General features: G+C 43.4%; 11 protein-coding genes. 4 read left to right on the top strand and 7 right to left on the bottom strand.

Annotation, left to right across the window (positions count from 1 at the left end; genetic code table 11):
* Nucleotides 1-5: 5 nt before the first annotated feature.
* The 3 genes from ASG24_RS04405 to ASG24_RS04395 are packed head-to-tail and all read right to left on the bottom strand — an operon-like array spanning nucleotide 6 to nucleotide 4,593.
* Nucleotides 6-2,126, bottom strand: a complete 2,121-nt coding sequence (locus ASG24_RS04405; protein ID WP_055868248.1) for a bifunctional diguanylate cyclase/phosphodiesterase — start codon at nucleotides 2,124-2,126, stop codon at nucleotides 6-8.
* Entirely contained in the window at nucleotides 2,126-2,635 is a 510-nt protein-coding gene (locus ASG24_RS04400) for a YfiR family protein (RefSeq protein ID WP_162241155.1), read from the bottom strand. Before ASG24_RS04400 ends, ASG24_RS04405 begins: the two co-directional genes overlap by 1 nt.
* On the bottom strand, nucleotides 2,632-4,593 hold the full coding sequence (locus tag ASG24_RS04395) for a TonB-dependent siderophore receptor (protein ID WP_055868243.1): 1,962 nt from the start codon (nucleotides 4,591-4,593) through the stop codon (nucleotides 2,632-2,634). The genes ASG24_RS04400 and ASG24_RS04395 overlap by 4 nt, the downstream gene beginning before the upstream one ends.
* Nucleotides 4,594-5,203: 610 nt before the next feature.
* On the opposite strand from ASG24_RS04395, the gene cheY reads away from it, so the two are divergent.
* On the top strand, nucleotides 5,204-5,596 hold the full coding sequence (gene cheY, locus ASG24_RS04390) for a chemotaxis response regulator CheY (RefSeq protein WP_055826752.1): 393 nt from the start codon (nucleotides 5,204-5,206) through the stop codon (nucleotides 5,594-5,596).
* Nucleotides 5,597-5,636: 40 nt separating this feature from the next.
* Here the strand turns inward: cheY and xth are convergent, their stop codons facing one another.
* The 3 genes from xth to ASG24_RS04375 form a co-directional block, all read right to left on the bottom strand.
* Nucleotides 5,637-6,428 (bottom strand): exodeoxyribonuclease III, encoded by a 792-nt coding sequence (xth, locus tag ASG24_RS04385; protein WP_055868240.1) that lies wholly within the window; start codon nucleotides 6,426-6,428, stop codon nucleotides 5,637-5,639.
* Between the two features lie 361 nt (nucleotides 6,429-6,789).
* Complete coding sequence (locus ASG24_RS04380) at nucleotides 6,790-9,243, bottom strand: PAS domain-containing sensor histidine kinase (protein ID WP_162241154.1); 2,454 nt, start codon at nucleotides 9,241-9,243, stop codon at nucleotides 6,790-6,792.
* Between the two features lie 4 nt (nucleotides 9,244-9,247).
* Complete coding sequence (locus ASG24_RS04375) at nucleotides 9,248-10,762, bottom strand: ATPase domain-containing protein (protein ID WP_055826744.1); 1,515 nt, start codon at nucleotides 10,760-10,762, stop codon at nucleotides 9,248-9,250.
* 384 nt (nucleotides 10,763-11,146) lie between these two features.
* Between ASG24_RS04375 and ASG24_RS04370 the strand changes: the two genes are divergently transcribed.
* The 3 genes from ASG24_RS04370 (at nucleotide 11,147) to ASG24_RS04360 (ending at nucleotide 13,338) form a co-directional block, all read left to right on the top strand.
* Entirely contained in the window at nucleotides 11,147-11,635 is a 489-nt protein-coding gene (locus ASG24_RS04370) for a heme-binding protein (RefSeq protein ID WP_235562308.1), read from the top strand.
* A gap of 63 nt (nucleotides 11,636-11,698) precedes the next feature.
* Complete coding sequence (locus tag ASG24_RS04365; protein WP_055868232.1) at nucleotides 11,699-12,271, top strand: TetR/AcrR family transcriptional regulator; 573 nt, start codon at nucleotides 11,699-11,701, stop codon at nucleotides 12,269-12,271.
* A gap of 17 nt (nucleotides 12,272-12,288) precedes the next feature.
* Complete coding sequence (locus ASG24_RS04360) at nucleotides 12,289-13,338, top strand: aldo/keto reductase (protein WP_055868229.1); 1,050 nt, start codon at nucleotides 12,289-12,291, stop codon at nucleotides 13,336-13,338.
* A gap of 183 nt (nucleotides 13,339-13,521) precedes the next feature.
* Here ASG24_RS04360 and ASG24_RS04355 read toward each other — a convergent pair whose 3' ends face one another.
* A complete protein-coding gene (locus ASG24_RS04355; RefSeq protein ID WP_055868479.1) occupies nucleotides 13,522-13,953 on the bottom strand; it encodes a lysozyme inhibitor LprI family protein in 432 nt (143 codons plus the stop codon).
* Between the last annotated feature and the right edge of the window lie 111 nt (nucleotides 13,954-14,064).

Raw genomic sequence — 14,064 nt, 5'->3', positions numbered from 1 at the left:
ATTCTTTAATCCAAATTTGATGAGTCCACATAATTGATGAAGTTTTGATCATGCTCTTCAAGAGTATTTTGTGAGAAATTAGCTCTAACCACACTTTCTAGTGCAGGCGATGGTAATGGTTTACTAAATAAATAGCCTTGAGCCTTCTCGCAATTATTTTGCCTTAAAATCCTCTTTTGTTCAGCAGTCTCAACACCTTCAGCCACAACGGTGAGTTTGAGCGTGTTTGCCAGGGCAATGATTGCCAGCGTAATGGCCTGGTCCTCTGAATCGTGCGAGATATCCATGATAAAACTGCGATCAATCTTGATTGTATTGATTGGGAACCGCTTCAGGTAGCTTAATGATGAATAGCCGGTACCAAAATCATCAATGGAAATGCTTACGCCTGCAGCGCGCAAGACATGGAATTTATTGATCGTAGACTGGGAGTTATCCATCAGCACGCTTTCAGTCAGCTCAATATTCAAGGCGGTCGGGTTGATGCCGGTTTCCGACACAACATCCAGGATTTTATGCACCACATCAAACTCTCTCAGCTGTCTCCCTGAAAGATTCACGTTCATCATGAAATCGATACCAAACTCATCTCGCAACTTTTTCTGTTGCAGGCAGGCTTGACGTAACACCCATTCACCTATCGGGATAATTACACCGATACGCTCCGCGCACGGAATGAAAATGCCGGGGCTGATATCTCCATAAATGGGTTCATGCCACCTTAGCAAAGCCTCAAAACCGACGATCTGCTCGGACTTCAGGTTGATGATGGGTTGGTAATACACTTCAAATTCATTGCGTCCCAGTGCACTTCTAAGCGCGGTTTCCAGATAGTTCCTGAAATGAGATTCATCATCAATTTCCTTGGAAAAGAGTTTGAAATTATTCTTGCCCTCATTTTTTGCCCTATACATTGCGCTGTCGGCTGAGCGCAGCAAATCGGTAGCCTGTATGCCAGGCTGGGTTGAACCGCTAATGCCTATGCTGACGCCGATATATAGGTCATTGTTATTGATGATGAATTTTTCAGCACAGTTGTGGATGACTTTAGCGGCTAATTCCCGCGCATGGGAAAACTGGTTATTATCAGAAATCAGGATAGCGAACTCATCGCCGCCTATACGGAATACTTCATCGCCAGGCCTGAGGTTTTCCTTAAGGCGATGCCCTACATCCGCCAGCAACTCGTCGCCAACCCGGTGCCCATAGGTATCATTGATGACCTTGAAGTCATCAAGATCAATGAACATCAGGCAGCAAACCTTGTTGAGGCGCTCAGCCTCTATAATTTTCTTTTGCAATTGCTGGTTGAAATAGTGTCGGTTAGGCAGCTGGGTAACGGTGTCAAAATAGGCCAGCCGGTCAAGGGCTTTCTCCGCCTGCTTCTGTTTGGCCAGCTCAGCTTCCAGAAGCTCATCCCTTTGCTCAATGCTGCGCAGCATGGCGTTGATCCCCACTGACAGGCTGCCTATCTCATCTTTAGTTAACAGGTGGCTACGTACGGTGTAGTCATGACTGCTGGAGACTTTATCTACCAGGTTGGTTAAGGCCAGAATGGGTTGCGTCAAAAATTTGTTGATCCTAATTGAGACTAACAGTGAGATGATCAGTCCTATGAAGGCAGCAATCATGACCGCCAGGACCAGCAGGCCGAGCCGGGTATTCAATTTATCCAGATTTGCTTCTATAAAAATAGTGCCGATTACACGGTGATCAAACACGATATCCCGGGTCAGGATATGCGTTTTGAAACTGGATTTCAATTTGCGTAACGCGGGCAAGCGGATTTGGGAGGCGCGCACGGTTTGTTGATTTTTGTCATAGGTGGCCAGCAAATGACCAGTCTCATGAAAGAGATAAGCGCGGTTGATGCTGCCCATTAGATTTAACGTGGACAATATTTCATTTGCTGCATTTTTGTCATCAAAGAGCAGCGCGGCAGTGCTGCTATGTTCAATGATGGTGGCCTGGGTGTCCAAGTCATTGTACAAGTCATTCCTGAAACTGGTGTAGCCGTAGCCGAGAACGATGGCCAACAACACAAATAGGGCAGAAATCGTCACCACACCCTGGGCCATCAATAATTTAATCTGGATAGACAGATTATTCAATCTGGCAGAAAACATTATTCATGCACTTTCTGGGCAAGCGGAATCAATTTTGAACTCAGAGAGATATTGGCTTTGCGCGCACGTGAGAGGTCAAGATCAAACACTAGACGGTTGTTCTTGATCGACAAGTTGATTATCCCAGGCCCGCTGCCGTTATATTCTTCCCCTACGGTCAGCACATGCTCGGTGCTCAGCATCTTGGCAATTTTTGCGACATAGGCGGCGTCTGAGGAATTTAGGTAAACCAACTGGCACTCGGTGGCATCCGTCGATTCCGAAAAACGTGCAAGCCGGATTTTCTTGCCATGGACCGTTTTGTTAGCCAGCACTTCCGGGCTGATACTATCTGTAACTTTTTCCAAGGTACAGATATTGAAGGTCGGCTGATCATTGACTGGCCAGTCTGTAAATTGAGCAAAGTTATATAGGTAGGCAGAGCGCATATCCAATTCGGGGATTGCCGCTGCAAGAGCATGGCCATGATGGCACAGCAGGCCCATCATCAACAGCAGAGGTTTCTTCATGGCCATTGATACACCATTTGTAGCCAAATATTTCTGCCATCTTGAAGAATGGTTTCCTGCGCATTGAAACCCGACGCGGCAATCGCATAATCGCGGTCAAACAGGTTGCGCACCGTCGCACTGACATTCACATGCGGAATCAGGTGGGTGGAAGACAGACTGACATTGACTAAGCTGTAGCCAGCTATGTCGTTACGCTGCTCGCTTAAACGCTTGCCAAACGATTGCAATTCCACGCCGAGGTAGAGCTGGTTGCTGAGTAATGGCATGGAAAAGTTGGACTTGAACAAATGTCTGGGTGAATTGACCATCCACTGTCCATTGCCATCTTCAACCAGTTGCCAGGCATAACTGGTTTTCAGATGCATACCAGATTTCCAGAAATGGTCCAGCTCGATATCCGCCCCCCTGGTGATGGCCTTATCCCAGTTGCCATACTGAATGATGCCCGGTCCCCCTACCTCGCTGGCGGATATAAGGTTTTGCGTTGTGTAATAGAAAAAGGAATTCTGTATTTTGGTCTGGCTATCCGGACGACTTTCAATCACCAATTCCGTCGCATCCACTGTTTCTTTCCTCAGGTTCCTGTTCGGTAGCAGAAAACTGGGGTCGGAATAGTATTTCTCATAGACATTCGGTCTCCTGAATGCCGAAGCATACGAAACCTTCACATCCGTTTCTTCGGTTGCCGAATAAATAGCGGCCACACGCGGGCTGACAAAAGTGGCATTTTTTCCACCGTAGTCATAACGAGCACCCATATTCAAGCGCACGTTACGCAGCCACTGATATTCATCTTGCGCATAACCACTTATCAGGTACTGGCTGTGCTCCAGCGAAGCATCTGGCAAGTAAAAGTCCTGCTGGTAATCATTTCGATATTCGACACCATAGAGCAGCTTGTGATTGGCGATGCTGGTATTGGTGAATTTTGCTTCTGCCCCCCACCAGCGACCCATATTTTTTTCCGAATAAAATTCCCCGGTGAACACTGCACGGCTACGGTACTGATACTGGCCATAATAGGTTCGGTAAGAAGCCTTATGCTGCGCGTTGAAATCAGCGTCGTATTTGAGATCGATAAAGCCGTTGCTATCCTGGATCCAATTAGGGCTGACATTAAAGTCCGCGCCAAACTGTGCAGTCGGATCACTTTTACGGCGGCTAACAAATGCACCTGTTAAGGTCCATTTATCAAAAATTAGCTTGCCAAAAAAACGTCGGTTGCGCTCATCATCCAGGTTTTCTGCTCGGCCATTATTGGTGGCAGGGAAATCAAATTCAGGATAATAATGTGTCTGGCCATCACTGGCGAACCGTGAGGCTGACAGTAATATATTTAAGCCATTGGCCAACGTCTTGCCATAGGTCACCCGTTCCTTCTGGCTGCCAAAACTGCCGGCATCCAGAGCAGTTTGCACTCCATTGATATCACTGCCTTTTTTAGTGATGACATTAATGATGCCGTAAAATGCGCCGTTTCCATAAGTGACGCCACCGGGGCCAGAAACATATTCGACCCTGTCTATCAGCTCGGCATCCAGCAGCCCGTCATTGCCCAGGTAGGCAGCGTTGTAGAGATTGTCATTGGCCTGGTAGCCATCGATTAACAACATCACCCTGCCAGCATAATCGCCGGTCCGGCCGAATCCGCGCCCCCCCATATAGGTGTAGGTGCGGTCATTGGTGGTATATAACCCGCGCATGCTGCCGATAATGTCAGCCAAAGTTCGATAACCAAATTTGCGAATATCTTCCGCAGTGACTGTGCTGACTGCAGAGGGCGCGTTACTAATCTGCTGGCCGATCCTCGATGCGGTGATAATGTCTGTCTGTATAAGATGTTCAAAAGGAATGTCAGTGACATCGGTGGATGCGGCAAAAACACTGGTGCATCCCTGTATAACAATTATTGCGACGTAGGCATAAATAACTCGATTTTGAGATCTGAACTTCATTCACGTTTAACGGCTTTATTAAATAAATCTTCAGTAAAAAATCAGCCATTCTGTTACTCTCAATATCGAGAAATAATGGCTGTGAAAAATGCTTCTTGTACCAACCCAATTTAAATATGTGGTTGCTCATTAATGAATGAAAAAAAGCCATCAAAAGATGGCCCACGATTATGCAGTCACAACTATACTTTCATGCAGAAAGTGTAGGAATAATATCACTATTGAAACATCTAAATTAGCAAAAATCGCACCGATGTAGTCCTCATTTCATTAGTGCATATATTACGATGTTATCTAATAACAACCTATCAAACCTGAACACTCTTCCGGAGTTCCTTACCTTGTAGCACCGATGAATGATTACATCGATTCATTCTTGTGCCCACCGTCGGAAAACTCTTTAGTTGTATTACCACTCATATTATGAAATTGGATGTTTTACAATGCCTGTGCTGTTAAACTGATTTAGCATACATATCTACTTTCATGACTAATTCTCAAAGTCTGCACAATCCACTATTTATTTTTCAACAGTTCCACCCAAGTAAGCTGTCAATAACTCAATTTTGAATCAACCAGTATCAAACCTTTTTAGAACAGTGGAGTAACAGTGGGTAACCCAAATACTAAATTTCTGGTGGTAGACGATTTCTCTACAATGCGAAGAATTGTACGTAATTTACTGAAGGAACTCGGCTATAACAATGTAGAGGAAGCTGAAGATGGTGTTGAAGCGCTAGAAAAGCTTCGCGACGGTAATTTCGAGTTTGTAGTGTCTGATTGGAATATGCCTAATATGGATGGTCTTACTATGCTTCAAAACATTCGTGCTGACCCTAAATTGTGTAATTTGCCTGTTCTTATGGTGACGGCGGAAGCAAAAAAAGAAAATATTATTGCCGCCGCCCAAGCCAAAGCCAGTGGTTATGTAGTGAAGCCATTCACCTCAGCAACTTTGGAAGACAAATTAACTAAAATTTTTGAGAAAATTGATAAAGGCTAAGCTTGATTTGCATGAATCTCAACTCAAATGGAGTTCATGATTAGTTTGTAATCACAGGCTCCCAATCAAACTCCACCCATGTTGGCGCGTGGTCACTAGCACCTTCTATGCCTCTATAATCCTTATCCACATTTGCATTTCGGAGACCTGCGGCCAATACCGGGCTCAGTAACAAGTGGTCGATTCTCAATCCGGCATTTCGAGACCAGCGATTTCGTTTGTAGTCCCAGTATGTGTAAATGCTTTCATTGGGATGACATGACCTCAATGCATCTGTCCAGCCTTGCTTAACCAGATCTGCGAATGCTGTACGACTTTCAGGCTGTAAAAGGGCATCGTCGTCCCATGAAGTGGTTTTGTATATATCTAGATTGGTTGGAACAACGTTATAGTCGCCAGCGAGAACCACAGGCAAACCGGTATCTAAAAGCTCTTTAGCATGAACGTTCAACCGCTGAAACCAGGCTAATTTATAGTCAAATTTTGGGCCCGGTTGGGGATTGCCGTTAGGCAAATATAAACTGGCCAGAATCAATTCATTCACAGCCGCTTCAATATACCTTGCTTGTTTGTCAGCGGGGTCTCCGGGTAAGCTGCGGCGTATTAAAAGTGGCTCACTATCTCTACTAAGTATAGCGACACCGTTCCAGGCTTTTTGACCTTGCCATAAAGCACCATAACCCGCTTTCTCAATAGCCTTGACTGGAAACTTATTCGTTTCTGACTTAAGCTCCTGGAGACACACTGCATCAGGCTCTGTTTCGGCTAACCACTCCAATAATCGCTCAATCCGATTATTGATCCCATTAATGTTGTAAGTGGCAATCTTCATATGGATATTATGTTGTAGTGGCTTTCGGCTGAGCGATCATTTGATGAGTTTATATACAGAAAATCAAATGGTCGGCTCAATAAGTTATCAGTTGGTCCTGTGTTCGACTCACAGAGGGTGACCAATGATAAAGACTCAAAGTTAACGGCTTGGGTCTTATTTGTTTGAAGTGAGATAAACTGGATATTATTCGAAATCAAATTTCAGGAGACCTTAGTGTCTGGAGAGGATTTAATTCGGCTTGCTGTTGCTGAAGCACCTCGTCCTGGCCAAGAACAATTAAAGGTTAAGGTTCTGGAAATTGTTGATCGCTTAATTTAGGAGCAGAATCAGTAGCTGAGTTAGGAGTCAATCGCAATCCTTATATAATTTTAACTAGCTCAGTTACTTTCGTAATCAATGATTCCATTTCAAATGGTTTAGTGATTAATGCCATTCCCTCACGTAAAAATCCAGAGGATGCAACTGCAGCCTCTGCATAACCTGTCATGAATAAAACTTTTAGTTCAGCCCTATCAACTAGCGCAGCATCTGCAATTTGTTTGCCATTTAAACCGGGCAAACCTATATCTGTGAGTAGTAAATTAATTGACGCTTTGCTTTTTAAGATATCCAAACCAGAAGGGCCATCACTGGCTTGAAGAGTTTTAAAGCCTACATCTTCAAGGGCGTCTACAACAAGGGCTCTGATTATTTCATCGTCTTCGACTACCAATATGACTTGCCCATCAGCTGTAATTGAATTGGGAAAGTTTGAGACTTCAGTGGCTGGCAAGGCCTCGTGTTGGCTTTGGTGTCTAGGTAGATAAAGATGCAATGTAGTTCCGGCACCCAGCGTACTTTCTATTTTACTGAATCCATCGGACTGTCTGGTAAAACCATAAATCATTGATAGACCAAGCCCAGTACCTTGACCTTGAGGTTTGGTAGTGAAAAACGGATCGAATGCACGTTCAATAACATCAGGTGACATGCCAGTACCGGTATCACTGACAGAGATTCTGACAAACTCGGCATCATCTTGGCTAGCAAACTTCTTTTCAACTACATTGCGTGTAGAAATTTTTAACTGACCACCATCAGGCATGGCATCACGAGCATTAATGGCCAGATTGAGAATTGCACTTTCTAATTGGTTGATATCACAAAGTGTTTCCCATAGCTTATCTTCCAGATCTAGTACAAACGATATCTTTTCATCCAGCGTTCGAATTAAAAGATCATCCATAGTTCTAATGAGAGGATTGACTTGAACAGGCTTAGGGTCTAAGGGCTGCCTACGTGAAAAAGCTAGTAACCGATGCGTCAATCCAGCCGCTCTGAAAGATGCACTCAAGGCATTATCAATATAACGTTCAACATCTACAGTTTTTCCGAGTTGCAGACTTTTTTTAATGACGTTCAATGAACCGGTGATACCTTGAAGTAAGTTATTAAAGTCATGTGCGATTCCACCAGTTAGTTGGCCGACAGATTCCATCTTTTGAGACTGCCGCAATGCATCTTCTGCAGCCAATCGCTCATCCATAGCTTTTTGTAAGGCTAAAGTACGTTCAGCAACGCGCTGTTCTAAAACGATCTGGGATTGGTGGTAAATCTCTTCTGCAATTTTCCGATCTGTAATTTCCATTACAAATAAGTGGAAACCATCAACTACAGCACTTTCAGACAATCGAGGTAAAAACCTTACTTCGGCTTCTCTTCTTTTGCCGTCTATATGTGGCCAAACAAGTTCGCAGTGAACAATTTTGCCAGCTAGAGCGTTAGCGATGTGCTCTAAAGAACCATGATTAGTTCTTTCCACTAAAAAATTATCGATCTGATTGCCAATGAGATCACTCTCATGTCTGTAAAACCAAGTTTCGCAAGCATTGTTCACAAACTTGATCCGGCGTTCCATATCAATAAATGCAATTAATACAGGTAAAGAGTCTGTGACTAATCGAAGCTCACTTTCGCTCTGTTTTAAAGACTCCTCTGCATTTTTACGCTCATCTATGTCGATCAGGACACCAGGAAACCGTATAGCCCCACCCTGCGCGTTTAATTCGCAATATCCATTGGCTTCAACCCAGCGCCAGTTACCGTCTCCATTTTTAACACGATATTCAGCTCGGTAGACTCCACCATTTTGGACTGTTTTGGCAATCATCTGATTTAGATAGGCTTGATCTTGAGGATGTACTAATTGCACAAACGTATCAACAGCGACTCCCTCTATGAATACGTCCGGGCTGGATCCAAAGCTTTTAGCTAAGCGTTCATCACCTGTCAAAACATCATGTTGGACATCCCAAATCCATGTCCCTAACACCGTGCCAGAATTGAGTGCTAAATCGATACGTTCATTTGAAACGCGTAATTGTTCAGATGTTTGCCTCAGCTGTTCCAGTTGATCACGAATCACGTATTGTCTGAGTCTTGCAGATAATGCCCACTTAACGGCACTAATTAAGGACTCTCTACTTAACGGTCTTTCAAGGACCATGACATTCGAGATTCTTTCGGGCAATAGATTACGTACTGCAACACTGTTTGTAGAAGAAGATACTTGCCTAGCCGGTGCTAAATATATAAAGGGAATATCTGACCAGGTTGGTTGCGCATTCAACGCTTCAACTAATTCATTGAGATTGATTCGAGCAATTGACTCGCTGGTCAACAAAATTGAGCCTGTATTATCGTTTATGGCAAGCGCTAATTCATGTACTGAATGAATTACATCAGCTTCAATACCCGCAGTTTCTAACAATGCCAGACAATATTCGGCATCTTTACCAAATGAAGCGAGAATTAATACAGTGCATTTACCCATTAAACTATTGGGTATCATCTGTGCGTGGTTCTAATAGTTGATCTGAACTGCCTTTGTAATCTGGTACACCGGTTAACACGCCCTTGAAGCCATCTAACACTTCACCAACGCGTAATCCTTTAGAGTCGATCCTCAGTTCACGAATAGTATCTTCATGAGAACCACCACGGTTTTTGATGATGGATATGGCTTTCCTGATCCTGCCTTCAAATTCAAAGAAGCGTAATAAAATTACCGTATCGGCTATATAGCTAACATTCAAACCTGTCACCGACATCGTTCCTACAAGGCTTTGTTGCGGATTGATCAATAAGGTAACGATACCTTGTTGGTTGAGATAAGACAGCATTTCATGCATTTGAAGAAGTAGTTGCTTTTCTTGTGGCATAGAGGACATGTAACCTGCCAAGCTATCCACTACTATCATTTTCACATCAAATTCCTCGACCTCCTTTTTGACTAAACATGCAAATTCACCTGGTGTAATCTCGGCTGGATCCATCTGCCTGATGTTTAATTGACCTGAAGCTATATATTGTTGTAGATCAAATCCTAAAAGTTTTGATCTGGTAAGTAATGTGCCGATACGCTCATCAAACTCATAGATAACGGCCCGCTCACCACGCTTGCAAGTTTCGGCAACATACTGAAGGGCAATATTCGTTTTACCGCTGCCAGCAGGGCCAGTAATCAGTGTAGTAGTGCCTTTTAGCATGCCTCCATCTAGCAATTTGTCTAATTCATCTATTCCAGATTGAACAGGCTCCTCTAAAAATTCAGTATGAAATTTAGAGGCAATTAATCTTGCATAAACATTTACTCCACCTTTTTTTATCGCGAAGTCGTGGAAGCCAGCTATGAAATCAACACCTCTTAGCTTTTGAACTTGTAATTTCCTAGTTGCTCCACCGAACTCAAGTGTTTTTCGTTCTAGCGTAATCACTCCATGACAGAGGCTGTGTAGATGCACATCACGTTCGCCAGCATTTCCCGTCATATCATCAACGAGTAAAACCGTAATTTTTTTTGAGGCAAAGTGTTGTTTAAGCATCAATAACTGTCGTCTATAGCGCAGCGAGTCCTGTGCTAGCAATCGCATTTCTGACAAGCTATCAAAAACAACTCTACTCGGTTTTATTTCTTCAACTTTATCAGTGATTAATTTAATAGTCTCGGAAAGCTCAACCTCCCAAGGATGCAAAATACTTTGTTCACGATCAAAACTTAGTGCAACATCTGCCTGTGCTAACTCGAACAGTGGCATTGTTTCTAAATTCCAGTCATGTGATTGCCCGACTGCATATAATTCTTCAGCAGTTTCTGACAAAGTTACATAAAGTACCTTTTCACCATTGGACAAACCTTCCATCAAAAACTGTATAGCAACTGTCGTTTTTCCAGAGCCAGGGGCACCTTCTAATAGATAAAAACGGCCGGCAGGCAATCCGCCTTTAAGCACAGCATCTAACCCTTCTATGCCTGTTCTTGCAATTTTGATATTTTCTGAAATAGTGTTCATTAAATATTAGTAAAAATTAAATTTATAGTTCACAACCTACATGTCTTGTAACACCTCGTCAACACAGAGATCACTAGATAACTTATTACATGAGACTATCCTACAACCTTATCAGGATAATCCCACACGTCGTTGGCTTGGAGGGGAGCTAGGATTACCCAGATGTGAGGAATTTTGGGGCTAGATTCGATTGAGATAGGCAGTTATAGATGAGAGACTCTAGGTTCACGTCTAGGGTCTTGGTTACAGCTGCGCAAATATTTCATAGGATTATGGAAAATAGATTATATTCATAATCTAAATTTGACTTATTCAAGAAGCCCCTTTATTATTAGATTACGGTCGTAATCATATGGCTGTTTCTATTTACTAAAGGATATGGATATGAATCCCAAACATTTATTCATCAATCTGGCATTTGCCGCAGCGAGTGTCAGTTTCCAAGCGCATGCATTTGAAACCCAGCCTGTACTTAATCTTGAAACAGCGCAGAAGATTGCAGCAGGTTGCCAAGCCAAAGCTACAAAGGAAGGTTGGAAAATGAGCATTACTATCGTTGATGCAGGCGCTAATCCAATCTATTTTCAACGTATGAATGGCGCTTATATTGCTTCAGCTGAATTATCAAAGCTCAAAGCGTTAAATTCTGCTGGTATGCAGCTACCAACAAGCGCGCTTGAGGAATTTTCTTTTGGTAAGGATAAAAAAGGTGGGCCAGCGCCAGGTCTAGCTAACTTGCCTGGTTTCGTTACTTTAGGTGGGGGTATTCCCTTTAGCGTTGGTAAAGAATTTTTAGGCGCTATAGGTGTTAGTGGTGGCATGCCTGATCAAGATGCTGCTTGTGCTCAAGCGGGTATTGATGCGATTCAATAACTTTTAAATAAGTAATATCGAAAGTCACAGCAAAATAGTTGGATTTCATGTGAAAGAACACTGATGAGAGTAAGTAGGGCTAAATCTGTAGAGAATCGTGAACTGGTGCTAGACACTGCGTCAACCCTATTTAAGGAGCATGGGTTTGATGGTATTGGTGTAGCTGATTTAATGAAAAGTGCTGGATTGACTGTCGGCGGGTTTTATAAAACCTTCCAGTCAAAAGAGGATTTGATCGCTCAAGCTTGCCAACGAGCTTGCGATAAAACTCTAAAAAGATGGGAAGAGCATATAGCCAATCCTGAAATTGAGAATCCTATTGCTCGCATCGGCAACTCTTATCTCTCAACCAAAAATAGAGACGAGTTAGCTACAACATGTGTGTTTTCAACATTGGCGCCTGAAGTGTCACGCCATGATATAGCAGTTCAAAAAGTTTTCGAAGGTAGTATTGAGTCAGTCGTTAAGCTTCTATCAAAGATTGTTCCTGGCGAATCTGAGCAAGAAAAGCGCGAGAACTCTATCGCCATGTTTTCTCAATGGGTGGGTGCATTGATATTGGCTAGAGCCGCAGGCACGAGTGAATTATCTGAAGAGATTCTGGATACCTCGAAAAAAATGACTTTGAATGAGTAGTATCAAGAAAGACGCATATGAAATTTAAAGTATTTGGCCGGAATTCTGGATTAAGGGTGTCTGAGTTAGCACTGGGTACGGGCAACTTCGGTACAGGTTGGGGGCATGGCGCAGAGCCTGAAGAGGCTAAAAAGATTTTTGATCAGTATGTAAGTGCGGGTGGGAATTTCTTTGATACTGCAAACGCATATCAACGCGGTGAGTCAGAGTCATTATTAGGTGATTTCATTGCCTCGGATAGGGATCAATTTGTCGTTGCAACCAAATATAGCAATGCAACTGCACCCGATGCCGGGATTTCCAGAACCGGTAACAGCCGTAAGAACATGGTGCGCGCTGTTGAGGAAAGCTTAAAGCGGCTGAAAACGGATCGCATTGACCTTTACTGGGTGCATATCAGTGATGGTGTCACGCCTATGGAAGAAATCCTGCGTGGATTAGATGATTTGGTGCGCAGCGGGAAAGTAATTTATGCGGGCCTTTCCAACTTTCCTGCATGGCGGATTGCACGGGCGGACTTGATGGCAGATTTGAAAGGGTGGTCTCCCATCATCGGCATTCAGATTGAATACAGCTTGGCAGAACGTTCGCCAGATCGAGAGCTGATCCCAATGGCAGAGTCTTTAGGGTTGGGAATCACCACTTGGTCACCCCTTGGTGGAGGCTTTCTAACGGGTAAATACCGGGAGCATCATATGGACACTCGCTTAACTAAGCTGGGGATGTTGGTCCATACTGAAAAGTCAGAAAAAGAAACTGAATTGCTCAATATGATTTTGTCCATTGCAGATGAGTTGGGGGCTAGTCCAACCCACATTGCTATTGCCTGGTTGCTAGACAAGGCCGCTAGATCGACAACTTCAATCATACCAATATTAGGACCTCGCACAGTAGAACAATTAGATGCCACCTTAGGTGCTTTGGATATCAGTTTGCCCCCTGAAATGGTTGCGCGATTGGATGCAGCGAGTGCAGTAGCGTTGGGTGTACCGCATGAACAAATAAACTCTTCTTATAGAAGCCTGTCCGGCGGCAATGATTTGCAGGTGCTAATAAAACCAGCTTAAACCATTTAATACTCAAAAACATTCACAAACTGTAAAGCCTGCTCATAGTCACACATTTTGAGTCATAGCCAAACAATCAGGGGCTGACTGATTCAGCTTCCCCGGGCAAATCGCTGGCCGTTATGTTGGCTTGGTGTGGAAGTAAGGACTTATCCAGGCGGGAGATGGAATAGCTTGATTATATTATTTCGAAAACTCTTGTTCATATGCGAGCAGGTTCAATGCTCGGGAACGTTCTAGCTGCATGCCTAAGTTTGTGCCGGTTAATTGGTGAATAGTGCCTTGCTGTGATGAGATAATTTCACTAATAGCTTTACCTTCGGTATCTCTGTACTTCAGCCATTGTTGTTGAGCTTTCCTAAGCGCCACTTGCTGGGTCGAATTCAATCTTTTCATGAGCCGCTTGTAGACTATATTCATTTCTGAATCCCACTTAACTCTGGCTTCATTAGTAATGTTACGCATGTCAGCAGTTGTTGAAACTGTCTCTTCAGCCATTTTGTTTTCATACCATACATCAATTGGATGTTGAATAGGTTTGATGTCAATGCCGGCGTGCGCAATCGCTGATAGAAAGATAAATACTGTAACCAATAAGGGCTTAAGTAAATTCATATTCACCATAACATTAGGACACTAATATTTAAAGATCACAACTATCCAATACATCACTCAGCTTCAGGCCCACAGCCTCAAACCTTACCCATAGTCTCAGGTCTTTAGCCA

The organism is Methylophilus sp. Leaf414 (assembly GCF_001425425.1).
Taxonomy (GTDB): domain Bacteria; phylum Pseudomonadota; class Gammaproteobacteria; order Burkholderiales; family Methylophilaceae; genus Methylophilus.
The sequence above is the reverse complement of the archived record's forward strand: the minus strand, read 5'-3'. Positions and strand labels throughout refer to the sequence as shown.